The 22410-nt window shown below is 57.4% G+C and carries 22 protein-coding genes; 12 read left to right on the forward strand and 10 right to left on the reverse strand.

Annotated features, from left to right (window positions below; translation table 11 throughout):
- Positions 1-3: 3 nt before the first annotated feature.
- A complete protein-coding gene (gene rfaF / locus V6942_RS07920; protein ID WP_182929824.1) occupies positions 4-1050 on the reverse strand; it encodes an ADP-heptose--LPS heptosyltransferase RfaF in 1047 nt (348 codons plus the stop codon).
- Positions 1051-1059: 9 nt separating this feature from the next.
- A complete protein-coding gene (rfaD, locus tag V6942_RS07925) occupies positions 1060-1992 on the reverse strand; it encodes an ADP-glyceromanno-heptose 6-epimerase (RefSeq protein WP_064541014.1) in 933 nt (310 codons plus the stop codon).
- 216 nt (positions 1993-2208) lie between these two features.
- Between rfaD and kbl the strand changes: the two genes are divergently transcribed.
- The 3 genes from kbl (at position 2209) to V6942_RS07940 (ending at position 5636) form a co-directional block, all read left to right on the forward strand.
- On the forward strand, positions 2209-3405 hold the full coding sequence (gene kbl, locus V6942_RS07930) for a glycine C-acetyltransferase (RefSeq protein ID WP_333501069.1): 1197 nt from the start codon (positions 2209-2211) through the stop codon (positions 3403-3405).
- A gap of 9 nt (positions 3406-3414) precedes the next feature.
- Complete coding sequence (tdh, locus tag V6942_RS07935; protein ID WP_106924967.1) at positions 3415-4440, forward strand: L-threonine 3-dehydrogenase; 1026 nt, start codon at positions 3415-3417, stop codon at positions 4438-4440.
- A 158-nt stretch (positions 4441-4598) separates the two neighbouring features.
- Positions 4599-5636 (forward strand): glycosyltransferase, encoded by a 1038-nt coding sequence (locus V6942_RS07940; RefSeq protein ID WP_106924968.1) that lies wholly within the window; start codon positions 4599-4601, stop codon positions 5634-5636.
- Here the strand turns inward: V6942_RS07940 and V6942_RS07945 are convergent.
- From V6942_RS07945 to gpmM, 3 genes are read right to left on the reverse strand one after another with little or no spacing between them, the layout of a single operon-like run.
- Positions 5633-6565 (reverse strand): divergent polysaccharide deacetylase family protein, encoded by a 933-nt coding sequence (locus V6942_RS07945; protein WP_333501070.1) that lies wholly within the window; start codon positions 6563-6565, stop codon positions 5633-5635. The two genes, V6942_RS07940 and V6942_RS07945, sit on opposite strands and share 4 nt — an antisense overlap.
- 3 nt (positions 6566-6568) lie before the next feature.
- Positions 6569-7840, reverse strand: a complete 1272-nt coding sequence (gene envC, locus V6942_RS07950) for a murein hydrolase activator EnvC (protein ID WP_106924970.1) — start codon at positions 7838-7840, stop codon at positions 6569-6571.
- Positions 7841-7849: 9 nt separating this feature from the next.
- Complete coding sequence (gene gpmM, locus V6942_RS07955; protein WP_333501071.1) at positions 7850-9397, reverse strand: 2,3-bisphosphoglycerate-independent phosphoglycerate mutase; 1548 nt, start codon at positions 9395-9397, stop codon at positions 7850-7852.
- A 248-nt stretch (positions 9398-9645) separates the two neighbouring features.
- On the opposite strand from gpmM, the gene V6942_RS07960 reads away from it, so the two are divergent.
- From V6942_RS07960 to cysE, 5 genes are all read left to right on the forward strand, one after another.
- Positions 9646-10077: a rhodanese-like domain-containing protein gene (locus V6942_RS07960; RefSeq protein ID WP_106924972.1), complete on the forward strand. Its 432-nt coding sequence runs from the start codon at positions 9646-9648 to the stop codon at positions 10075-10077.
- 30 nt (positions 10078-10107) lie between these two features.
- A complete protein-coding gene (grxC, locus tag V6942_RS07965) occupies positions 10108-10359 on the forward strand; it encodes a glutaredoxin 3 (RefSeq protein ID WP_106924973.1) in 252 nt (83 codons plus the stop codon).
- An 84-nt stretch (positions 10360-10443) separates the two neighbouring features.
- Positions 10444-10911, forward strand: coding sequence for a protein-export chaperone SecB (gene secB / locus V6942_RS07970; protein ID WP_106924974.1), 468 nt, complete (start codon positions 10444-10446; stop codon positions 10909-10911).
- Positions 10911-11930, forward strand: a complete 1020-nt coding sequence (gene gpsA, locus V6942_RS07975; protein WP_106924975.1) for an NAD(P)H-dependent glycerol-3-phosphate dehydrogenase — start codon at positions 10911-10913, stop codon at positions 11928-11930. The genes secB and gpsA overlap by 1 nt, the downstream gene beginning before the upstream one ends.
- Before the next feature lie 77 nt (positions 11931-12007).
- Positions 12008-12829 (forward strand): serine O-acetyltransferase, encoded by an 822-nt coding sequence (cysE, locus tag V6942_RS07980; RefSeq protein WP_035894708.1) that lies wholly within the window; start codon positions 12008-12010, stop codon positions 12827-12829.
- 58 nt (positions 12830-12887) lie between these two features.
- Here cysE and trmL read toward each other — a convergent pair whose 3' ends face one another.
- The 5 genes from trmL to V6942_RS08005 all read right to left on the reverse strand — a co-directional run bounded on the left by trmL (position 12888) and on the right by V6942_RS08005 (position 17778).
- The gene (gene trmL / locus V6942_RS07985; protein ID WP_106924976.1) at positions 12888-13361 is read right to left on the reverse strand and encodes a tRNA (uridine(34)/cytosine(34)/5-carboxymethylaminomethyluridine(34)-2'-O)-methyltransferase TrmL; all 474 of its coding nucleotides are present in this window, start codon (positions 13359-13361) and stop codon (positions 12888-12890) included.
- 158 nt (positions 13362-13519) lie between these two features.
- The gene (lldD, locus tag V6942_RS07990; protein WP_333501072.1) at positions 13520-14704 is read right to left on the reverse strand and encodes an FMN-dependent L-lactate dehydrogenase LldD; all 1185 of its coding nucleotides are present in this window, start codon (positions 14702-14704) and stop codon (positions 13520-13522) included.
- Positions 14701-15477, reverse strand: a complete 777-nt coding sequence (gene lldR / locus V6942_RS07995) for a transcriptional regulator LldR (protein WP_106924978.1) — start codon at positions 15475-15477, stop codon at positions 14701-14703. Before lldR ends, lldD begins: the two co-directional genes overlap by 4 nt.
- Positions 15474-17129, reverse strand: coding sequence for an L-lactate permease (lldP, locus tag V6942_RS08000; protein ID WP_106924979.1), 1656 nt, complete (start codon positions 17127-17129; stop codon positions 15474-15476). The genes lldR and lldP overlap by 4 nt, the downstream gene beginning before the upstream one ends.
- A 286-nt stretch (positions 17130-17415) precedes the next feature.
- Complete coding sequence (locus V6942_RS08005) at positions 17416-17778, reverse strand: YibL family ribosome-associated protein (protein WP_182966768.1); 363 nt, start codon at positions 17776-17778, stop codon at positions 17416-17418.
- Between the two features lie 274 nt (positions 17779-18052).
- Between V6942_RS08005 and V6942_RS08010 the strand changes: the two genes are divergently transcribed.
- The 4 genes from V6942_RS08010 to selB all read left to right on the forward strand — a co-directional run bounded on the left by V6942_RS08010 (position 18053) and on the right by selB (position 22315).
- Positions 18053-18262, forward strand: coding sequence for a hypothetical protein (locus tag V6942_RS08010; protein WP_106924981.1), 210 nt, complete (start codon positions 18053-18055; stop codon positions 18260-18262).
- A gap of 107 nt (positions 18263-18369) precedes the next feature.
- A complete protein-coding gene (locus V6942_RS08015; protein WP_106924982.1) occupies positions 18370-18978 on the forward strand; it encodes a glutathione S-transferase in 609 nt (202 codons plus the stop codon).
- A gap of 98 nt (positions 18979-19076) precedes the next feature.
- Positions 19077-20468: an L-seryl-tRNA(Sec) selenium transferase gene (gene selA / locus V6942_RS08020; protein ID WP_182966770.1), complete on the forward strand. Its 1392-nt coding sequence runs from the start codon at positions 19077-19079 to the stop codon at positions 20466-20468.
- Complete coding sequence (gene selB / locus V6942_RS08025) at positions 20465-22315, forward strand: selenocysteine-specific translation elongation factor (protein ID WP_333501073.1); 1851 nt, start codon at positions 20465-20467, stop codon at positions 22313-22315. Before selA ends, selB begins: the two co-directional genes overlap by 4 nt.
- Positions 22316-22410: the final 95 nt, after the last annotated feature.

A 22410-nucleotide genomic window follows, 5' to 3' on the forward strand; every position in this document is an offset into this window, starting at 1 on the left:
GCGTCAGGCTTCCTCACTCGACAGCAGCGCGTTGAGCTCTTCGCGAACGCGCGCCGGGGTGATATCGATCAGGCTCTGATGATAACCCTGCGCAGAGTCGCCTTTACGCACCTTGTGGTAGCCGGTAATGAGTCGGATGACGCGCGCTTTGTTAGACAACGGCGGCGTAAAGTCCGGGCTGCTGGGGCCGTACAGCGCGACCAGCGGGCGGTTAAGCGCTGCGGCCACGTGCATCAGGCCTGAGTCGTTGGTCACGATCGCCTTACAGGCGGCAATCAGCACCACGGCCTGCTCCAGCTGGGTTTCCCCGGCCAGATTGCGGCACCAGCCTTTTTGTTCGTCGCTTAGCGCGGCGATAATCTCATTACCCGCGTCGTGATCTTTCGCCGAGCCGAACAGGACAATCTGATTGCCTTCGTCAATCAGCTGTTTTGCCAGCGAGGCGTAGTGATAGTGCGGCCAGCGTTTAGCCGGGCCAAACTCGGCGCCGGGGCAAAAACCGATCATCGGGCGATCGCCGGAGAGCGAAAATGCGTTACAGGCCAGCGATTTCTCGCCCTCATTCACCTGTAATTGTGGCCACAGCAGCGGCTGTGGCAGATCTTTCGCGCAGCGCATTACGCCTTTGTCATAGGCCAGCGCCACGTAGCGCTCGACCATCAGCGGCCAGGCCGCTTTGTCCAGTACCCGTGCATCGTTCAGCAGGCCATAGCGCATCTCGCCGCGCCAGCCGGTGCGCAACGGGATGCCGGCAAAGAACGGCACCAGTGCCGATTTAAAGGAGTTAGGCAGAACATAAGCGCGGTCATAGCGCCGTTCGCGCAGGCTATGACCGAGCTTGCGCCGTTCGCCAATTTCCAGCGCGCCGTGCCCGAGCGGCATGGCGATCGCTTCATTGACTTCCGGCATCCGCGATAACAGCGGACGGCACCACGCGGGTGCCATCACGTCGATTATCGCCTGGGGATAGCGCGCCTTGAGCGTGCGATAGAGACTTTGCGACATCATCATGTCGCCCACCCATGACGGGCCGACCACCAGAATTTTCATGCTGACTTCTTACGCGTCGCGGTTCAACCAGGCCATATATTCCGTTACGCCTTCGGCGACGGTCTTGAACGGCTTATCGTAGCCAGCGGCGCGCAGATTCGTCAGGTCGGCCTGAGTAAACGCCTGGTAGCGGCCTTTCAGTTTATCCGGGAACGGAATGTACTCAATGCTGCCTTTTTTGTGGAACGCCAGCGTGGCATCTGCCACCGCCTGGAAGGATTCCGCACGGCCGGTACCGAGGTTGAAGATGCCGGATTTACCGTTTTCCCAGAACCACAGGTTTACCGCTGCCACGTCGCCGACGTAGACGAAGTCGCGCTTAAAGCCGTCGCTGCCTTCAAACAGTTTCGGGCTTTCGCCGTTGTTCAACTGAGTGTTCAGGTGGAACGCGACGCTCGCCATGCTGCCTTTATGCCCTTCGCGCGGGCCGTAGACGTTGAAGTAGCGAAAACCGACGATCGGCGAGTTGGCTTCCGGCATGATGCGGCGCACGTACTCGTCAAACAGGAATTTAGAGTAGCCGTAGACGTTCAGCGGTTTTTCAAACTCGCGGGACTCGATGAAGTCGCTGGTACGGCCGCCGTAGGTGGCGGCGGAAGAGGCGTACAGGAACGGAATTTCACGCTCCAGGCAGTAGTGCAGCAGCTCTTTGGAGTACTGATAGTTGTTGTCCATCACGTACTTGCCGTCCCACTCGGTGGTGGAGGAGCAGGCGCCTTCATGGAACACGGCTTCAATATCACCGAACTCTTCACCGGCCATAATCTGGATCAGAAAATCTTCTTTATCCATATAGTCGGTGATATCAAGGTCAACCAGGTTCACGAACTTGGTGCCGTCTTTCAGGTTGTCCACTACCAGAATGTCGGTAATGCCTTTGTCATTAAGCGCTTTCACGATGTTGCTGCCGATAAAGCCAGCGCCGCCGGTAACGATAATCATAACTGTAACCTTTGAGATAGGTGGGCCCTGGAGTATCCCGGGCACGAATACCTCTTATCATACCATCACATTTGCCAGCCTTCAGCCTTTCACCGCGTAGCGAGACGGGGGCGCGTGATTTATGCTGCAAATAATTCATTCAGACATGCATCATCTCGTATCAGCGTATAGCTTTGGGTAATATGTGCCAAATTTTACCGAATCTGGAGAGTTGCAATGCGTGGTGATTTCTACAAACAGTTAACCAGCGACCTGGACACCGCTCGTGCGGAAGGGTTGTTTAAAGAAGAACGTATCATCACCTCCGCTCAGCAGGCGGATATCACCGTGGGCGATGGCAGCCACGTTATCAACTTCTGCGCCAACAACTATCTGGGTCTGGCAAACCATCCAGCGCTGATTAACGCCGCGAAAGCGGGTATGGACAGCCACGGTTTTGGTATGGCGTCGGTGCGTTTCATCTGCGGGACTCAGGACAGCCACAAAGCGCTGGAGAAAAAGCTGGCGAGCTTCCTCGGTATGGAAGATGCCATTCTGTACTCCTCCTGTTTCGATGCCAACGGCGGCCTGTTTGAAACGCTGCTGGGCGCTGAAGATGCGATTATTTCCGATGCGCTGAACCATGCCTCCATCATTGACGGTGTGCGCCTGTGCAAAGCGAAGCGTTTCCGCTATGCCAACAACGATATGGCTGAACTGGAAGAACGCTTGAAAGAAGCGCGCGCGGCCGGTGCTCGTCATGTCCTGATCGCCACCGACGGCGTGTTCTCCATGGACGGCGTGATTGCCAACCTGAAAGGCGTGTGCGATCTGGCGGATAAATACGATGCGCTGGTGATGGTCGATGACTCCCATGCCGTCGGTTTAGTCGGCGAAAACGGCCGTGGCTCCCATGAATACTGCGATGTGATGGGCCGCGTGGATATCATTACCGGTACCCTGGGCAAAGCGCTCGGCGGGGCGTCCGGCGGCTATACCGCCGCGCGTAAAGAAGTGGTGGAGTGGCTGCGTCAGCGCTCGCGCCCTTACCTGTTCTCCAACTCGCTGGCACCCGCAATTGTGGCGGCGTCCATCAAAGTGCTGGAGATGGTCGAGTCTGGCGCGGCGTTGCGCGACCAACTGTGGGCCAACGCTCGCCTGTTCCGTGAAAAAATGACCGCCGCAGGCTTTACGCTGGCGGGTGCCGATCACGCGATTATCCCGGTCATGCTGGGCGACGCGGTGGTGGCGCAAAACTTCGCACGTGAACTGCAAAAAGAAGGCATCTACGTGACCGGGTTCTTCTTCCCGGTGGTACCAAAAGGCCAGGCGCGTATTCGTACCCAGATGTCGGCGGCGCATACGACGGAACAAATTGAACGTGCGGTGGAAGCCTTTACCCGCATCGGTAAACAACTGGGCGTCATTGCCTAAGGGTGTGAGATGAAAGCGTTATCCAAACTGAAAGCGGAAGAAGGGATCTGGATGACCGACGTTCCAGAACCGGAGCTCGGCCATAACGACCTGCTGATTAAGATTCGCAAAACCGCGATTTGCGGCACCGACGTGCATATTTATAACTGGGATGAATGGTCGCAGAAGACCATTCCGGTACCGATGGTCGTTGGGCACGAATACGTTGGCGAAGTTATCGGCATCGGTCAGGAAGTGCGTGGCTTTAAGATCGGTGACCGCGTCTCCGGTGAAGGCCACATCACCTGCGGGCACTGCCGTAACTGTCGCGCAGGTCGTACGCACCTGTGCCGTAACACGATTGGCGTCGGCGTGAACCGTCAGGGCTGCTTTGCGGAACAGCTGGTGATCCCGGCGTTCAACGCCTTCAAAATTCCGGATAATATTTCCGACGATCTGGCCTCCATCTTCGATCCGTTCGGCAACGCGGTACACACCGCGCTGTCCTTCGACCTGGTTGGCGAGGATGTGCTGGTGTCCGGTGCGGGCCCGATCGGCGTCATGGCCGCAGCGGTGGCAAAACACGTCGGCGCGCGTAACGTGGTTATTACTGATGTGAATGAATACCGTCTGGAGCTGGCGCGCAAAATGGGCGTTACCCGCGCGGTTAACGTCGCGAAAGAAAATCTCAACGACGTCATGGCAGAGTTGGGCATGACCGAAGGCTTCGACGTGGGGCTGGAAATGTCCGGCGCGCCGCCAGCCTTCCGCTCAATGCTCGACACCATGAACCACGGTGGGCGCATTGCCATGCTGGGGATCCCTCCGTCGGATATGTCCATCGATTGGACCAAAGTTATCTTTAAGGGGCTGTTTATTAAAGGTATCTATGGTCGTGAAATGTTCGAAACCTGGTACAAGATGGCCGCGCTGATTCAGTCCGGGCTGGATCTGTCCCCGATTATCACCCACCGCTTTGGCATTGATGACTTCCAGAAAGGCTTTGATGCGATGCGTTCCGGCCAGTCCGGTAAAGTCGTATTGAGCTGGGATTAATCGGCTTCACGTAAGTTGTCCCCGGGTATTTATTAGCGTTAAATACCCGGGGATTTTTTTTGCCCTTACGCAGCGCAGTCAGCAATAACTTTCGCTGACCTTTTATGGCTATCTATGTTAAAAATTGCCGTTAATTACACAGTCTGGCAGGATTTTATATGACCTATACCCCCGGTCTCCTGAGCGTCATTATGCCGCTTTACAACACGGGCGAACCGTTCATCGCCTGTATGGATTCGCTGATCGCGCAAACCTGGAAGAACATCGAGATTATCATTGTTAACGATGGGTCGACGGATAACTCAGCGGAGTTGGCGCAGTCTTACGTCGATCGCTACCCGCATGTTCACCTGCTGCATCAGCGTAACGGGGGCGTCTCGGCGGCGCGCAATACCGGCATGAAGGTGGCGAAAGGCGAATACATTGCCTACGTTGACGGCGACGATATTGCCTACCCGGAAATGTACGAAACGCTGATGACGATGGCGCTGAAGGATAACCTGGACGTGGCGCAGTGCAACGCCGACTGGTGTATTGCCGAGACGGGCAAGACCTGGGCTTCAATCCCCGTCGACCGGATTCGTTCTACGGAGGTCATGACCGGGCCGGAATGGCTACGTAAAGGGCTCGCCAGCCGCCGCTGGCGCCATGTCGTGTGGATGGGCGTTTACCGCCATCAGACCATCCGTGATGCGGGGCTGAGCTTTATCCCCGGCCTGCATCACCAGGATATCATCTGGTCGACCGAGTTTATGTTTAACGCCAAACGCGCGCGTTATACGGAAGTGCCGTTGTATAAATACTTCCTGCACGGCGCGTCCGTCAGCCGCCTGCCGCGCACCGGGCTGAAGAACCTTATCTACCAGCGCCATTACATCAAAATTACCCGTCTGCTCGACAAGATGAACCGCGACTACGCCGGGCGTATTCCGATTTATCCTGAGTTTAAGCAGCAGGTGATTTACGAAGCGCTGCGCGTCTGCCACTGCATTCGTAAAGAACCGGACCAAAAGATTCGCGAGCGGATGATTGCCGAAGCGGAAGTCTCCGGCATGTTTAAACGGATGGTAAGCAATATTTGCAGCGTGAAGCTGGCGTATCAGGTCATGCTGTGGGCCATTCGCTTCAATAAGTGGCGCGATAAATCGCTGACGCCACGCCGTCTGGCCCATCTGACGTTAGATCTGAAAGACTAACCGTTCTGCCACCCCTGCCACTGCAGCTGCATATACTGCACCAGCGTGCTGTGGGTGATGCTCTCGCTTAACACGTTGAAGAAGCGGCTGGCGTAGACCGGCTCCAGCGGTTTCTTCGGCTTGCAGAGCTTCACGCCGCGGAACGGATTGCGCGGTGACGTCGGCTCAACGGAGGACGGCATTCCCCGGTTTGGCGTAGAGGTATCAGTCTGCGGTTCATTGAGCAGGCTGCTCGGGCGGACCAGCGTAATGTCCGGCGGCAGGCTATAAACCATTTGCTGCAGCACGCGCACGGTGGTGGGATGCGGGTGGCCGATAGCAATGGCCGAACCGTTGCGGCGCGCCAGATCGATAGCCCGGTTAAACTGGCGGCGAATATCCGCTTCGTTCTGGGTATCGTCGAGGAACACTCTGCGTTTAATCACCTTCACGCCGGTGCCGTTGGCGGCGCGCATGGCCTGGCTGTTGCCGATGGTCATGCTGTCGAGGAAGTAAAGGTTGTAGCGGCTGAGCGCCTGCATCACTTTCTGCATGCCGAACAGGCTGGAGGTCATGGCGCTGCCCATATGGTTGTTCAGGCCTACGGCGTACGGCACTTTCTCTACCGCTTCACGGATAATGCGCTCGATCTCATCGCTGCTCATATCCGGGCGCAGCGTGTCTTTTTCCAGCGGCTGCTTGCTGATGGGGGCCATCGGCAGGTGAATCAGCACCTCGTGCCCTGCGTTATGGGCCTTGGTGGCCATTTCACGGGCGTGAGGCGCGTTAGGGAGCACCGCAACGGAAATCGTGGACGGCATCGCCAGCACTTGATTTTCCTGCTGTGGGCGATAACCGAAGTCATCGATAACAATAGAGAGCTTACCGGCATAGCCTGGTGCGGTTAATGCCAGCGCACCAAGTAGTACAACCTGACGAAATTGAAGCAAAACTTATCTTCCCAACCACGGCAGTGGATTGACCGCCTGACCCTGGCGGCGAATTTCGAAATAGAGCGATGGTCGGCCCTGACCGCCGCTGTTGCCCACCAGGGCGATGGGCTGCCCGGCGCGGACCTGAGTGCCGACGCTGACCAGCGCGCTCTGGTTATAACCGTAAAGGCTCATATCACCTTTACCGTGCTCGACGACCACCACGAGACCATAGCCCTGTAGCCAGTCGGCCAGGATGACGCGCCCATCGGCAATGGCTTTGACTTCGGTCCCTTCCGATGCGCTGATGACCATCCCCTTCCAACGTAGCTCACCTTGCAGCTGTTCGCCATAGCGATGCAGCGTCGTCCCGCGAACCGGCCAGTACGCCTGGCCGCGCGGTGCGCCCAGGCCGCCGGTGCGCGCCATCAGCGAGCGTTCGCTTTCGGAAGGTTTATAGGTGGTGCCTTTACGGGTGGCCTCCTGCTGGCGGTTGCGCACCGCGTCAGCCTCTTTGGCTTCGCGTTCGGCGCGGGCTTTCGCAGCGGCTTCGGCACGGGCAATGCTGTTGCGCAGGCGGGATTCGTTGGCCCGCAGTTCGCTGAGCTGCTGCTGGCCCTGCTGAATCGAAGATTCCAGCCCGGAGATTGTTTTCTGACGTTCATTGCGCGCCGCTTCGAGCTTAGCCTGCTGCGCCTTTTGCTCATAAAGCAGCGTTTGCTGTTGGCTCTGCTTCTCTTCCAGCTCGGATTTTTGCGCTGCGACGTCTTCGCGCGTTTGTTTGAGTTCGGCGATAGTTTCCTGGCGCGCCTGGTTCAGGTAGCCAAAATAGGCCTGAAGGCGCTGGCCGCGCTGGCTCTCTTCGCCGCTGAGAATGAGCTGAATACCGGTATGTTCGCCCTGACGAAACGCGGCATCGAGCTGGGCTGCGAGGTTACGCTCCTGCATGGCGCGCTGTTTTTCCAGCTTCGCAATATTGGCGTTCATCTCGGCGATTTGCGCGTTAAGCTGCGCCAGCGAGTTCTGCGTTTCGCGCAGCTGGCGCGCGGCGGCGGCAATGGCCTGTTCCTGCGCTTTGAGCTGGGCGAGAAGGGTAGCGCGCTGCTGCTGCTGCTGACGTACCGCGCGCTCTTTGGCGGCGATATCGGCCTGAATAGATTGCAGCTGCGAGCGGTCGTCCGCATGGGCGGATGCCGCGCACAGCAATACGCCAGCGCTGAGTGCGCTGGCGTACAACGTGGACCGAAGCGTTGCCCCGGCCCATTTAATGGAATAAATCGCCTTTCCCCTCATGGGGAAGGATTATTCCACGATGAACAGCGGCTTACCAGTCATCTGTTGCGGGATTTCCATGCCCATCAGCGACAGCATGGTCGGCGCGAGGTCGGAAAGCTTGCCGCCTTCCACCGCTTTGACGGTTTTGTCGCCAACGTAGATCAGCGGAACCGGCAGGCTGGTGTGTGCGGTGTGTGCCTGGCCGGTAGCCGGATCGCGCATCTGCTCGGCGTTGCCGTGGTCAGCGGTGACCAGCATCTGGCCGCCCACTTTTTCAACCGCACGGGCCACTTCATCCAGGCAGTGGTCCAGGGCTTCAACGGCTTTCACCGCGGCTTCCATCACGCCAGTATGGCCAACCATATCGCCGTTCGGGTAGTTACAGATGATGGTGTCGTACTTACCGCTTTCGATGGCGGCAACCAGTTTTTCGGTCAGCTCGGCGGAGCTCATTTCCGGCTGCAGGTCGTAGGTCGCCACTTTCGGGGAGTTGATCAGAATGCGATCTTCACCTTTGAACGGCTCTTCTACGCCGCCGTTAAAGAAGAAGGTCACGTGTGCATATTTTTCAGTTTCGGAGATGCGCAGCTGCGTTTTGTCATGCTTCGCCATCCACTCACCGAAAGTATTTTCCAGGGAGGCTGGTGGATAAGCGCACGGTGCTTTGATGTCTGCTGCGTATTCGGTCAGCATGATGAAGTCACCCAGTTTGACTTCTTTGTGGCGTTTGAAGCCGTCGAAGTCAGCGTTCACGAATGCACGGGTGATTTCACGCGCACGGTCAGCACGGAAGTTCATGAAGATCAGCGCATCGCCGTCTTCCATTGCGGCATCGGCCTGGCCGGCTGCACGGATAACGGTGGCTTTGACGAATTCATCGTTTTCATCGCGAGCGTAGGCTGCTTCCAATGCGGCAACCGCGGTGTCAGCCTGGAACTCGCCTTTGGCTTCAACCAGCAGGTTGTAAGCTTGTTCAACGCGATCCCAACGGTTGTCACGGTCCATCGCATAGTAACGACCAATGATGGAGGCGACGCGGCCTTTGCCCAGCGCGGCAAATTTCTCTTCAAACTTCTGCAGGGAGCCGTTGGCGCTGCGCGGTGGGGTGTCGCGACCGTCGAGGAACGCGTGCAGGTAGATTTTTTCTGCACCGCGTTCAGCGGCCAGCTCTACCATTGCCATGATGTGATCTTCGTGGCTGTGAACGCCACCGGCGGACAGCAGGCCCATGATGTGTACCGCTTTACCGGCGGCAACCGCTTTGTCTACCGCGCCGGACAGCACCGGGTTAGCGAAGAACTGGCGATCTTTGATTTCCACGTCAAGACGGGTCAGGTCCTGATACACGATACGACCTGCGCCCAGGTTAACGTGACCCACTTCGGAGTTACCCATCTGACCGTCCGGCAGGCCCACTTCGAGGCCAGATGCGTGAATCAGGGTGTGCGGACGTTTTGCCCACAGCGCATCCATTACCGGGGTTTTTGCACTGAAAATAGCGTTATCCTGCTGCTCTTCGCGGTAGCCGTAGCCATCCAGGATCACCAGTACCATAGGTTTTTTAGAAACCGACATTGCGACAACCTCATGCTCTAAAGACAGAAAATTTGCGTAATTTTACTACAGCTGAATCGATAAAATAACAATGAGAGATCAAAGAAAGCGGGGAGATGCACGAGGAAATACGCACATTTTCGCCCTTTTTTCCGTGGCACTCCGCAGAAAACGCATTACATCGCGCGCGCTGGCTGTATTTGCGCCACGCCGCAGGTATACTCCTTCCCTGGTTTTTAAACATTACACGTCGGGAGCTGTTACCCCCCATGCAAGAGATTATGCAATTTGTTGGTCGTCACCCTGTCCTGAGCATCGCGTGGATCGCGCTGCTGGCGGCCGTGCTGTTCACCACCTTTAAAGGGCTGATGTCTAAAGTTAAGGTCATCAACCGTGGCGAAGCGACGCGCCTGATTAACAAAGAAGACGCCGTGGTCGTTGACCTGCGCCAGCGCGACGATTTCCGTAAAGGCCACATTGCCGGTTCTGTGAATCTGCTGGCGAGCGAAATCAAAGCCAACAACGTCGGCGAGCTGGAAAAGCACAAAGACAAACCGATTATCGTTGCCGATGGCTCCGGTATGCAGGCGAGCGAGTCTGCCAACGCGCTGCTGAAAGCGGGTTTTGAAAAAGTTTTCGTACTGAAAGAAGGTATTGCTGGCTGGAGTGGTGAAAACCTGCCGCTGGTTCGCGGCAAATAAGATTTCTCGGGTAAAGTCAGGAGAGCTGTCATGGCGAAGATTGAGATTTACACCAAAGCGACGTGCCCTTATTGCCACCGTGCAAAAGCGCTGCTGTCTGAAAAAGGCGTCACCTTCCAGGAACTGCCTATCGACGGCAACGCGGAAAAGCGTGAAGAGATGATTCAGCGCAGCGGCCGCACCACGGTGCCGCAGATTTTTATTGATGCACAGCACATTGGCGGCTGCGACGACTTGTATGCGCTTGATGCGCGTGGTGGACTTGATCCCCTGCTGCGCTAATGCTTTGCGAAGCGTTCACGCCTGACTTCGGCGGGCGTGAAGCGTACCGCTTTTTTTAAGGACAACACGAAAGGGTTTTTACACATGTCAGAACAAAACAACGCAGAAATGGCTTTCCAGATTCAGCGCATCTACACCAAAGACGTTTCCTTCGAAGCGCCGAATGCACCGCATGTTTTCCAGAAAGATTGGCAGCCAGAGGTTAAACTTGATCTTGATACCGCTTCCAACCAGCTGGCTGAAGGCGTGTATGAAGTGGTGCTGCGTGTCACCGTAACGGCGACGCTGGGCGAAGAAACTGCGTTCCTGTGCGAAACTCAGCAGGCGGGTATCTTCTCTATCGAAGGTATCGAAGGAACCCAGATGGCTCATTGCCTGGGTGCCTACTGCCCGAACATCCTGTTCCCGTATGCGCGTGAATGCATCACCAGCCTGGTTTCCCGTGGGACCTTCCCACAGCTGAACCTTGCGCCGGTTAACTTTGATGCGCTGTTCATGAACTATCTGCAACAGCAGTCTGGCGAAGGTGCAGAACAACATCAGGATGCCTGATGAACGCACTTAATGCTTCAATGACTGTGATCGGTGCCGGCTCGTACGGCACCGCTCTTGCCATCACCGTGGCAAGAAACGGCCACCCGGTTGTACTGTGGGGCCACGATCCCAAGCATGTCGCAACCTTGCAGCACGATCGCTGCAACGCGGCATTCCTTCCCGACGTTCCGTTCCCCGATACGCTGCACCTGGAAAGCGACCTTGCGACCGCGCTGGCTGCCAGCCGCGATATTCTGGTGGTGGTGCCAAGCCACGTGTTCGGCGACGTACTTCGTCAGATGAAACCGTTGCTTCGTCCTGATGCGCGCCTGGTCTGGGCGACAAAAGGGCTGGAAGCAGAAACCGGTCGTCTGCTGCAGGATGTGGCGCGCGAAGCGCTGGGTGATGAAATCCCGCTGGCGGTGATCTCTGGCCCGACGTTCGCTAAAGAACTGGCGGCAGGTCTGCCAACGGCGATTTCACTGGCGGCCACCGACCCGACCTTTGCCGACGATTTACAGCAGTTGCTGCACTGTGGCAAAAGTTTCCGCGTTTACAGTAATCCTGACTTCATCGGCGTCCAGCTGGGCGGTGCGGTGAAAAACGTGATTGCGATTGGCGCGGGTATCTCCGACGGCATCGGCTTTGGCGCGAACGCGCGTACGGCGCTGATTACCCGTGGGTTGACCGAAATGTCACGCCTGGGCGTGGCGCTGGGCGCTGACCCGGTGACCTTTATGGGCATGGCGGGGCTGGGAGACTTAGTGCTGACCTGTACCGACAACCAGTCGCGTAACCGTCGTTTCGGTATGGCGCTGGGGAAAGGGGCGCAGGTGCAGGAAGCGCAGGACGCTATTGGCCAGGTGGTCGAGGGTTACCGTAATACCAAAGAAGTCCGCGAGTTGGCGCACCGTGTAGGTGTCGAAATGCCAATAACCGAGGAAATTTATCAGGTATTATATTGCGGAAAAAGTGCGCGCGAGGCAGCATTGACCTTGTTAGGTCGTGCACGCAAGGATGAGCATAGCGGCAACTAATCGCAGGAAACCTTTGTCATCCCGACGATCCGGCTAGCAGAGACTGGCCGATCGTTCCAATACGTCTGGAGTATGCAATGTCGTGTGAAGAACTGGAAATTGTCTGGAACAACATTAAAGCGGAAGCCAGGGCTCTGGCCGACTGTGAGCCAATGCTCGCCAGTTTCTATCACGCCACGCTACTCAAACATGAAAATCTTGGCAGCGCATTAAGCTATATGCTGGCGAATAAACTGGCTTCACCCATTATGCCTGCTATCGCTATTCGCGAAGTGGTGGAAGAAGCCTACGCCGCCGATCCGGAAATGATCGCCTCCGCCGCCTGTGATATTCAGGCCGTTCGCACCCGCGACCCGGCGGTCGACAAATATTCAACGCCGCTGCTGTACCTGAAAGGCTTCCACGCGTTACAAGCCTATCGCATCGGCCATTGGCTGTGGGGGCAAGGGCGTCGCGCGCTGGCGATTTTCCTGCAAAACCAGGTGTCGGTATCGTTCCAGGTGGACATCCACCCGGCGGCGAAGATTGGCCGCGGCATCATGCTTGACCACGCGACCGGCATCGTGGTGGGCGAAACGGCGGTCATTGAAAACGATGTCTCCATCCTGCAATCCGTTACCCTGGGGGGGACCGGGAAAACCAGCGGCGACCGTCACCCGAAAATTCGCGAAGGCGTCATGATTGGCGCGGGTGCTAAAATTCTCGGCAACATCGAAGTGGGGCGCGGCGCGAAGATTGGCGCGGGCTCCGTGGTTTTACAACCCGTTCCGCCGCATACCACGGCTGCAGGTGTTCCGGCGCGCATCGTCGGCAAGCCGGAGTCAGATAAACCGGCGATGGATATGGACCAACACTTTAACGGTATCAATCACGGATTTGAGTACGGCGACGGGATTTAACGGCATTCACGTTGCCAGACGTAGGCCGGATAAGGCGGAGCCGCCATCCGGCAATCTATCAGCTCCGTAATACCGCGCCCGGATACCCCAACTGGCGCCATGCTTCATACACCACCACCGACACCGCGTTCGACAGGTTCATGCTGCGGCTGTCCGGCATCATAGGAATACGAATTTTTTGCTCGGGCGGCAGCGCGTCCAGAATGGTCGCGGGCAGCCCGCGCGTTTCTGGGCCAAACATCAGAAAATCACCGTCCTGATAGCTCACCGCGCTGTGCGCAGGCGTGCCTTTGGTCGTGAGGGCAAACAGCCGCTGCGGTTTGGCGCTTTCGAGAAACGCCGCATAGTCGGCATGGCGCTGAACGGCGGTAAACTCATGGTAATCCAGCCCGGCGCGACGCAGGCGCTTATCGTCCCAGGCAAAGCCCATTGGTTCGATGATATGGAGATTGAAACCGGTATTGGCGCACAGGCGGATGATATTGCCGGTATTGGGTGGGATTTCTGGTTCGAATAAAACGATGTTAAGCATGCTGCCCCCTTGGATTGCGGGGGCAGGATAGCAGAAAACGCAGTCACCCTCATCCTGTAGGACTGATAAGCGTAGCGCCATCAGGCAATATTGAGCACGTTGCCGGATGGCGGCGTAAACGCCTTATCCGGCCTACATTGCTGAACAGCCAGAGCGTGCTACGCCGCGTCGCCGCGCTGAATCGCACGGAACGTCTGCGCCACGTCCGCCTGCTGCACCAGCGAATTACCGCTAATATCCTTAATGGTTTTCGCTCCGGTCAGCGTCATCGCCACCTTCATCTCTTTCTCAACCAGATTCAGCAGGTTAGCCACACCCGCCTGGCCGTGTGTCGCCAGTGCATACAGATACGCGCGCCCCAGCAGCACGCTGTCGGCGCCCAGCGCAATCATGCGCACCACGTCCAGACCGTTACGGATGCCGCTATCGGCAAGGATCGTAATATCGCCTTTTACTGCGTCAGCAATTGCCGGCAGCGCGCGGGCGGAGGAGAGTACGCCGTCAAGCTGACGGCCACCGTGGTTCGAAACCACAATCCCGTCGGCGCCGAAGCGCACCGCGTCGCGGGCATCTTCCGGATCGAGGATCCCTTTGATCACCATCGGGCCATCCCAGAATTCGCGGATCCATTCCAGGTCTTTCCACGAAATGGACGGATCGAAGTTATTCGCCAGCCAGCCGATGTAATCTTCCAGCCCGGTTGGTTTGCCGAGGTAGGTGGAAATATTGCCTAAGTCGTGTGGGCGACCATTCAGGCCCACATCCCACGCCCACTGCGGATGGGTGGCGGCCTGCCAGTAGCGGCGCATCGCAGCGTTCGGGCCGCTCATACCGGAGTGGGCATCGCGGTAGCGCGCGCCCGGCGTCGGCATATCAACGGTAAAGACCAGCGTTGAGCAGCCCGCCGCTTTGGCGCGCTCCAGCGCGTTGCGCATAAAGCCGCGATCGCGCAGGACGTACAGCTGGAACCACATCGGGCGCTTAATGGTCGGTGCGACCTCTTCAATCGGGCAGACTGACACGGTGGAAAGGGTAAACGGAATACCTTTAGCATCGGCGGCGGCGGCGGCCTGCACCTCACCGCGACGGGCGTACATGCCGCACAGCCCAACCGGTGCCAGCGCCACCGGCATCGACAGCTGCTCTTTAAACAACGTGGTTTCCAGGCTCAGGTCAGACATATTCTTCAGCACGCGCTGGCGCAGGGCCACGTCGGACAGGTCTTCTACGTTACGGCGCAGGGTGTGCTCGGCGTAGGCGCCGCCGTCGATGTAGTGGAACAGAAACGGCGGCAGAATGCGCTGGGCAGCAGCGCGATAGTCACTCGCGGCGGAAATAATCATGCTTTTTTCTCCCTGGAAATATCAGTGTGGTCGTCGGGCAGGCGGGTGATCCGCGCCTGGCGGGCCAGGTCTTCGTCAAAACGTTTAATCGTGGTGTGGACAAACCCGAGATGCGCCATCATCGCCTGACGAGCGCCTTCAGCGTCACCGTGGGTAATGGCGTTGAGGATGGCCAGATGCTGTTCGGTCAATTTCGCAAACACCGGCGGCACCAGATACATGCGTTCGCGGCTCTGGATAACCGAAGATTGCAGCAGATCGAAAAATCCGCGCATGGTTTGCAGCAGCACCACGTTGTGGGATGCCTCGGCAATGGCCAGGTGGAAACGCACGTCGGCCTGTGAGGCAAGGTCCGGGTCGTCGCTCTGGGTGGCTTCAAAGCAGAGGCGGATTTTTTCTTTGTCGGCATCGGTGGCGCGCATCGCGGCGTACCACGCGGTGCTGGCTTCGATGGCGTGGCGAGCTTCCAGAATATCGAAGCTGTAGCCCGGATCATCGGCCAGCAGCGTTCTCAGCGGCTGGACAATATTTTGTTCGGACCAGCCCTCATGCTGCCAGCGCACGAAGGTGCCGCCGCCGCGGCGGCTCAGGAGCAAACCTTCGCTAACCAATTTCGCCAGCGCTTCGCGCAGTGAGTTGCGCGACACGCCGAGCTGGCTTGCCAGCTTGCGTTCAGCGGGCAATCGCATGCCCGCCTCCAGCTGTTGTTCTTCAATCAGCGCCCGCACGCGGCAGGCGACATCGTCTGACAGACGTTTGGGCAGTGTTATCACGGAATCATCCAGGTTAAGACATAAGCCTGCAGCGTGGTGATGACGCCCACCATACAGGTGAAAATCAGGCTGTGTTTGACCGTAAAGCGGAACAGATCGGACTCTTTACCCACCAGGCCCACCGCCGCACAGGCAATTGCGATGGACTGTGGTGAAATCATCTTGCCGGTGACGCCGCCGGTCGTATTCGCGGCAACCAGCAGCACGTCCGATACCCCAATCTGCTGCGCGGCGGTGGCCTGAAGCGCGGCGAACAGGGCGTTGGAAGAGGTGTCTGAACCGGTCAGGAACACGCCAAGCCAACCCAGGAACGGTGAGAAGAAGGTAAAGGCATGGCCGGTATGCGCCAGCGCCAGTGCCAGCGTCGATGACAGGCCGGAATAGTTCGAGATAAAAGCGAACGCCAACACCATACCGATGGAGTAAATCGGTAACGCCAGCTCTTTCAGCGTGGAGCCGAAGGTGCTGATGGCATCTTTTGGCTTCATGCGCAGCCAGACAATAGACAGCAGGGCGGCAAACAGAATTGCGGTGCCGGTGGCAGATAGCCAGTCGAACTTATACACCGCCGCGTAGGCGGTCGCCTGGCTAACAACCGGTGGCATGCGCGCAACCATTTTGTCGAGGAACGGTACCGAGATGTTGATCACCAGATCGTACATTGCGCCGCCCGGGGCGAATAGCGCTTTAAACGGCGGAATGCTCCACAGCGTAACGGTCGCGGTCAGGAACAGGAACGGTGACCAGGCGCGGATAACCTGGCCGGCGGTATAACCGGTGCGTGCCAGATTCATATCGACCTGTGACGCGCCCATGTCGGCAAAGCGGAAAATGCGTACCGGCTGCCAGCGCTTGAGGAACAGCGTCAGGCACACCAGCGACACCAGCGAGGAGATGATGTCCGGCAGCTCTGGGCCGAGGAAGTTGGAGCTGAGGTACTGGGCGATAGCGAACGATCCTCCCGCCACCATAACCGCAGGCCAGGTCTCTTTGATACCGCGCCAGCCGTCCATAATCGCCATGATCCAGAACAGCACGATAATGGTCAGGAACGGTAGCTGGCGGCCGACCATCTGGCCAATGTGGAAGCTGTCCAGCCCGGTAACCTGACCGGCAACCAGAATCGGAATACCCATCGCGCCAAAGGCGACCGGCGCGGTGTTGACAATCAGACATAGCCCTGCGGCATACAGTGGGTTAAAGCCCAGGCCGACCAACAGCGCTGCGGTAATCGCCACCGGTGCGCCGAAGCCCGCCGCCCCTTCGAGGAAGGCCCCGAAGGAGAAACCGACAATCAGCATCTGCAAACGCTGGTCCGGGGTGATCGAAAGAATCGACGCACGAATAATATCGAACTGCCCGGTTTTCACCGAAATTTTGTAGACGAAAACGGCAGCGATAATAATCCAGGCAATCGGCCACAGGCCGTAGAAGAAGCCGTAAACCACCGACGCCAGCGCGCGATCGACGGGCATCTTATAGAACAGCAGCGCGACGCCCAGGGCGATAGCGACTGTCCAGCTAGCCGCCACATAGCCTTTCAGCTTGAGCTTAATCAGCGCGAAGAAGAAGAACAGGATCGGGAGCGATGCGATCAGGCTCGATAGCCAGATATTCCCGGCCGGATCGTAGTTTTGTTGCCAGAGGCTCATGCAGGTCTCCAGGGGGCCATACGCGCTGCTCGGCGGTGAGTCTGTGCTCATCTCTGCGTCACAGTTTGTGTAAAATTGGCCCTGCCAATAGGGTGGTGTAGGGTTAATGACAATGAATGGTTAACTAAATGTTATGCGTTAGCAATGAGAATGTGATGTTTAATGATGGAATTGTGAACCAATAGCAATTTGGTTGTGAAATTGGTTGGGCCAATTCAGAGGGGTAGCAATGGAAGGCGTAGAACAAAACCTTCCCCCGGGCGGGAGAAGGTTCAGGGGGGTCGCATCAGAATTCGCTCTTTGCGAACCCGGTCATGACCTGCAGACCCATTTCACGGCCTAGCGCCGTCATTGGGTGAACAACAACCAGACCGCGCACGCTTTTCTTCAGCTTGCCCATGTCGGCCTGTTCTTTTTTCGTGATAGGGCGGCTGAAACCCATTTTGACCAGCTTCTGCGCTTCTTTGCTCAGCTTCTGGGTATGGACTTCGCGCAGGCGCGCGATTTCAGTTTCGAGCTTAGCTTTTTCTGCTTCCAGCTCGGCATATTTTTCTGCGCTTTCAACCAGGGACAGGGCTGCCTGCTGGTGGCGAATAGCGTCGAGCAGGTCGCTCAGGCGCTTAATTTCATTTTTTTCGATTTCTTTCATCTTGCTGATATCTGATAACAAAATAGGCGTAATAGCTTCTAGTATGCGCGTTGTCGCTCATTTCTGGTAGTTAATTATACAAAATGCGGTAGTTTCTTTGCGTGACAATTCGTTTATTATTTTCATAATAATCTGATTATTATGATTATTTTTGTAATTTCTCCTCCAGGCCACATTTTCTAAAATTTCTACGCAAAATGCGCACGTTTTCCTCAACGGGCTTTTGATTAAGTATCCATTCTTATAAGAGGGTTTTTAAGAGAAGGAGCGCACGATGAGAAAGATCGGAGAAAATGTTCCACAACTTATTGATAAAGCAGTGGACTTTATGGCTTCAAGCCAGGCGTTCATGGAGTATCTGAACAAACGGTCGCGTTCGGATCGGGTTCCTACCGATATCCCCGAAGAAAAAGCGGAGATGTTTCTCGAAAGACTGGCGTACTACCGTCAGCTGTACAGGCCCGTGGAGACTTTGCATAAGTAGTCTGTCTGCTCTTTATTTTATCCCGATCGCTCAATGGATAAAAACCAGAGGGCGAATGCGGCTGCCTGAGCCATACTGATAGCTTTGTTGGCGCAAAGGAGTTGAACATGAAACTGGTTGGCAGCTACACGAGTCCATTTGTCCGAAAAATCTCGATCCTCTTACTGGAAAAGGGGATCGCCTTCGAATTTATCAACGAGCAGCCCTATAACGCTGAAAACGGTGTGGCGCAATTTAACCCGTTAGGGAAAGTGCCTGCGCTAGTCACCGATAGCGGAGAATGCTGGTTCGATTCGCCGATTATTGCTCAGTACATTGAGCAACTGAATATTGCACCGGAAATGGTGCCGAACGATCCCCATGAAGCGTTAAAGGTACGCCAGATGGAAGCGCTGGCCGACGGCATTATGGACGCCGGCCTGGCCTCGGTGCGTGAGCTCGCCCGTCCGGCAGCGCAGCAGTCGGAAGCGGAAGTCCTGCGCCAGCGCGAAAAAATTGCCCGCAGCCTTGACGCGCTGGAAGGCTATTTAGCCGACGGCACGCTGAAGGCTGACACCCTCAATCTGGCGACCATCGCCATTGCCTGCGCGATTGGCTACCTGAACTTTCGCCGCATTGCGCCAGGTTGGTGTGTCGATCGCCCACGTCTGGTGAAGCTGGCCGAAACGCTGTTCCTGCGCGAGAGCTTTGCGCGCACCGAACCGCCAAAGGCTTGATTGAACGCTATAACGCCTAACCGCAGTCCGTTGTACAATCCCTTCCCATGACTCCCTCTCCCGTCGGGAGGGGTAACATTTAACCGTCAGGCCTATTCATGACTACCGATACCCGTTCGCTTTACAGCCAGCTTCCCGCAACCGACCGCTTGCTTCGCGAGCCTGCGTTTGCGCGTTTACTTGATGCCCATGGCCACACTCAGGTGGTAGAACAGCTCCGCCAGATGCTGGACGATGCGCGGCTTAGCATCCGTGAGCAGCAGGCGCTGCCGGCCTGGAGCGAGGACTGGGCGCAGGAGACGGCACAGCGGCTGGCGCGCGATGCGCAAAGCGCGCTGCGCCCGGTCATCAACCTGACGGGCACCGTGCTGCACACCAACCTGGGCCGTGCACAGCAGGCAACGTCGGCTGTGAATGCCGTCGCCCAGGTTATGCGCGATCCGGTGACGCTGGAGTACGACCTGGACGGCGCCGGGCGCGGCCACCGCGATCGGGCGTTAGCCGACCTGCTGTGCCGTTTAACCGGCGCGGAAGATGCCTGTATCGTCAATAATAACGCCGCCGCGGTGCTGCTGATGCTGGCGGCGACGGCGGCCGGAAAAGAAGTGGTGGTGTCGCGTGGCGAGCTGGTGGAAATTGGCGGCGCGTTCCGTATCCCTGACGTGATGCGCCAGGCCGGCTGCGTGCTGCACGAAGTGGGCACCACCAACCGCACCCATGCCAAAGACTACCGCCAGGCGGTAAATGACAATACCGCGCTGTTAATGAAGGTGCACACCAGCAACTACAGCATTGAAGGGTTTACCAAATCGGTAGAAGAAGCCGAGCTGGCGGAAATGGGCCACGAGCTGGGCGTGCCGGTGGTGGCAGATTTGGGCAGCGGTTCGCTGGTCGATCTGAGCCGCTACGGGCTGCCAAAAGAACCGATGCCGCAGGAGATGATTGCCGCCGGCGTCAGCCTCGTGAGCTTCTCCGGCGATAAGCTGCTGGGGGGCCCGCAGGCGGGAATCATCGTCGGCAAAAAAACGCTGATAGCCCAGCTGCAGCAGCACCCGCTCAAGCGTGCGCTGCGCGCGGATAAAATGACGCTGGCGGCGCTTGAAGCCACTCTGCGTCTGTATTTGCACCCGGAAAAACTGGCGGCAGAGCTACCTACGCTGCGCTTGCTTAGCCGCCACGTTGAAGAGATCAACCAACAGGCGCAGCGTCTGCGTACCCCGCTGGCCGAGCGCTACGACGCGGAATTCGCCGTTCAGGTCATGCCGTGTATGTCGCAGATTGGCAGCGGCTCGCTGCCCGCCGAAAGCCTGCCCAGCGCGGCCATTGCTTTTACGCCGCTCGATGGGCGCGGCAGTCGCCTTGAGGCGCTGGCAAACCGCTGGCGCAGCCTGCCGGTGCCGGTCATTGGCCGGATTTATGACGGACGCCTGTGGCTGGATTTACGCTGCCTTGAAGATGAACCCCGTTTCCTGGAGATGTTGCTGAAATGATTATTGCCACCGCCGGTCACGTTGACCACGGCAAAACCACGCTGCTACAGGCGATTACCGGCATTAACGCCGACCGCCTGCCGGAAGAGAAATCACGCGGCATGACTATCGATCTCGGCTACGCCTACTGGCCGCAGCCGGACGGCCGCGTGCTGGGCTTTATCGATGTGCCTGGGCATGAAAAATTTCTTTCGAATATGCTGGCGGGCGTGGGGGGGATCGATCACGCCCTGCTGGTGGTGGCATGTGACGATGGCGTGATGGCGCAAACCCGTGAACATCTGGCGATTCTTCAACTGACGGGCAAGCCCACGCTGACGGTGGCATTAACTAAAGTCGATCGCGTCGATGCCGTGCGTATTGCTGAAGTTCGCCGCCAAATTACCGATGTTCTTCGTGAATATGCTTTTGAGCCGGCGACGTTATTTGAAACGGCGGCCACCGAGGGCAAGGGCATTGAGGCCCTGCGCGAACACCTGCGCCAGCTCGCCGCCCGCGAGCATCCTGAGCACCAGCGTTTTCGTCTGGCCATCGACCGCGCGTTTACCGTAAAAGGGGCGGGCCTGGTGGTTACCGGGACGGCGCTGTCGGGCGATGTGTGCGTGGGCGATACCCTATGGTTGACCGGAATGGGTACGCCGATGCGCGTACGCGGTCTGCACGCCCAGAATCAGCCGGTTGAGCACGCGCATGGCGGGCAGCGTATTGCCCTGAATATTGTCGGTGCAGCGGAAAAGGGCGATATCAGCCGCGGCGATTGGCTGCTGACAGAAGCGCCGCCGGAGGCCGTTGAGCGGGTGATTGTTGAGCTACAAAGCCATGTGCCGCTGAGCCAATGGCAGCCGCTGCATATTCACCATGCGGCCAGCCATATTACCGGGCGTGTATCGTTGCTGGAAAATAACCTCGCTGAACTGGTGCTCGATACACCGCTGTGGCTGGCGGATAACGATCGTCTGGTGCTACGCGATATTTCGGCGAAGGTTACGCTGGCCGGAGCGCGGGTGGTGACGCTCAATTCACCGCGCCGTGGCAAGCGCAAGCCGGAGTACCTGGCATGGATTGCGGCGCTTGCGCTGGCAGAAAACGACGCGCAGGCGCTGGCGGTGCACCTCGCGCGTGATGCGGTAAAGCTGCGTGAATTTGGCTGGGCGCGCCAGCTTAGTGCCCAGGGGCTGGAAGCGCTGATTGCTCAGCCAGGTTTCATCCTGGCCGGTGACAGCCTGTTGGATGCCCCGCTGGCCGCGCGCTGGCAGCGTAAGCTGCTGGACGCGCTGGCGCAGTACCACGAGCAGCACAAAGATGAACCTGGCCCGGGTCGTGAACGTCTGCGCCGTATCGCGCTGCCGATGGAAGATGAAGCGCTGGTCCTCACGTTAATTGAGCAGATGCGTGCCAGCGGAACCATCGCCAGCCACCACGGCTGGCTGCACCTGCCGGAACATAAGGCCGGTTTTACCGACGAGCAGCAGGTTATCTGGCTGAAAGCCGCGCCGCTGTTTGGCGACGAGCCCTGGTGGGTGCGCGATTTGGCGACGCAGACCGGTACGGATGAAAACACCATGCGCAGCGTTTTACGTCAGGCTGCGCAGCAGGGGATGATTACCGCCATTGTGAAAGATCGCTACTATCGTAACGATCGCATTGTGGCGTTTGCTAACATGATTCGCGATCTCCATCTGGAAAAAGGCTCCACCTGCGCGGCGGACTTCCGCGATAAATTGAACGTTGGCCGCAAGCTGGCGATTCAGATTCTGGAATATTTCAACCGAATTGGTTTTACGCGCCGTCGCGGTAACGATCATTTATTACGTGATGCGTTGCTGTTCCCGGATAATAAAAACTAACAATTTATTTAGAAAAAATATTAAATAAAATACAAAAATATATTAATCACCACAAATCGCGGCATAAACAATGAGATGCCGCGATTTTTATTTTA

It is taken from the genome of Kluyvera genomosp. 2, from assembly GCF_036759865.1.
In the GTDB taxonomy this organism is placed as follows: Bacteria; Pseudomonadota; Gammaproteobacteria; order Enterobacterales; family Enterobacteriaceae; genus Kluyvera; species Kluyvera ascorbata_B.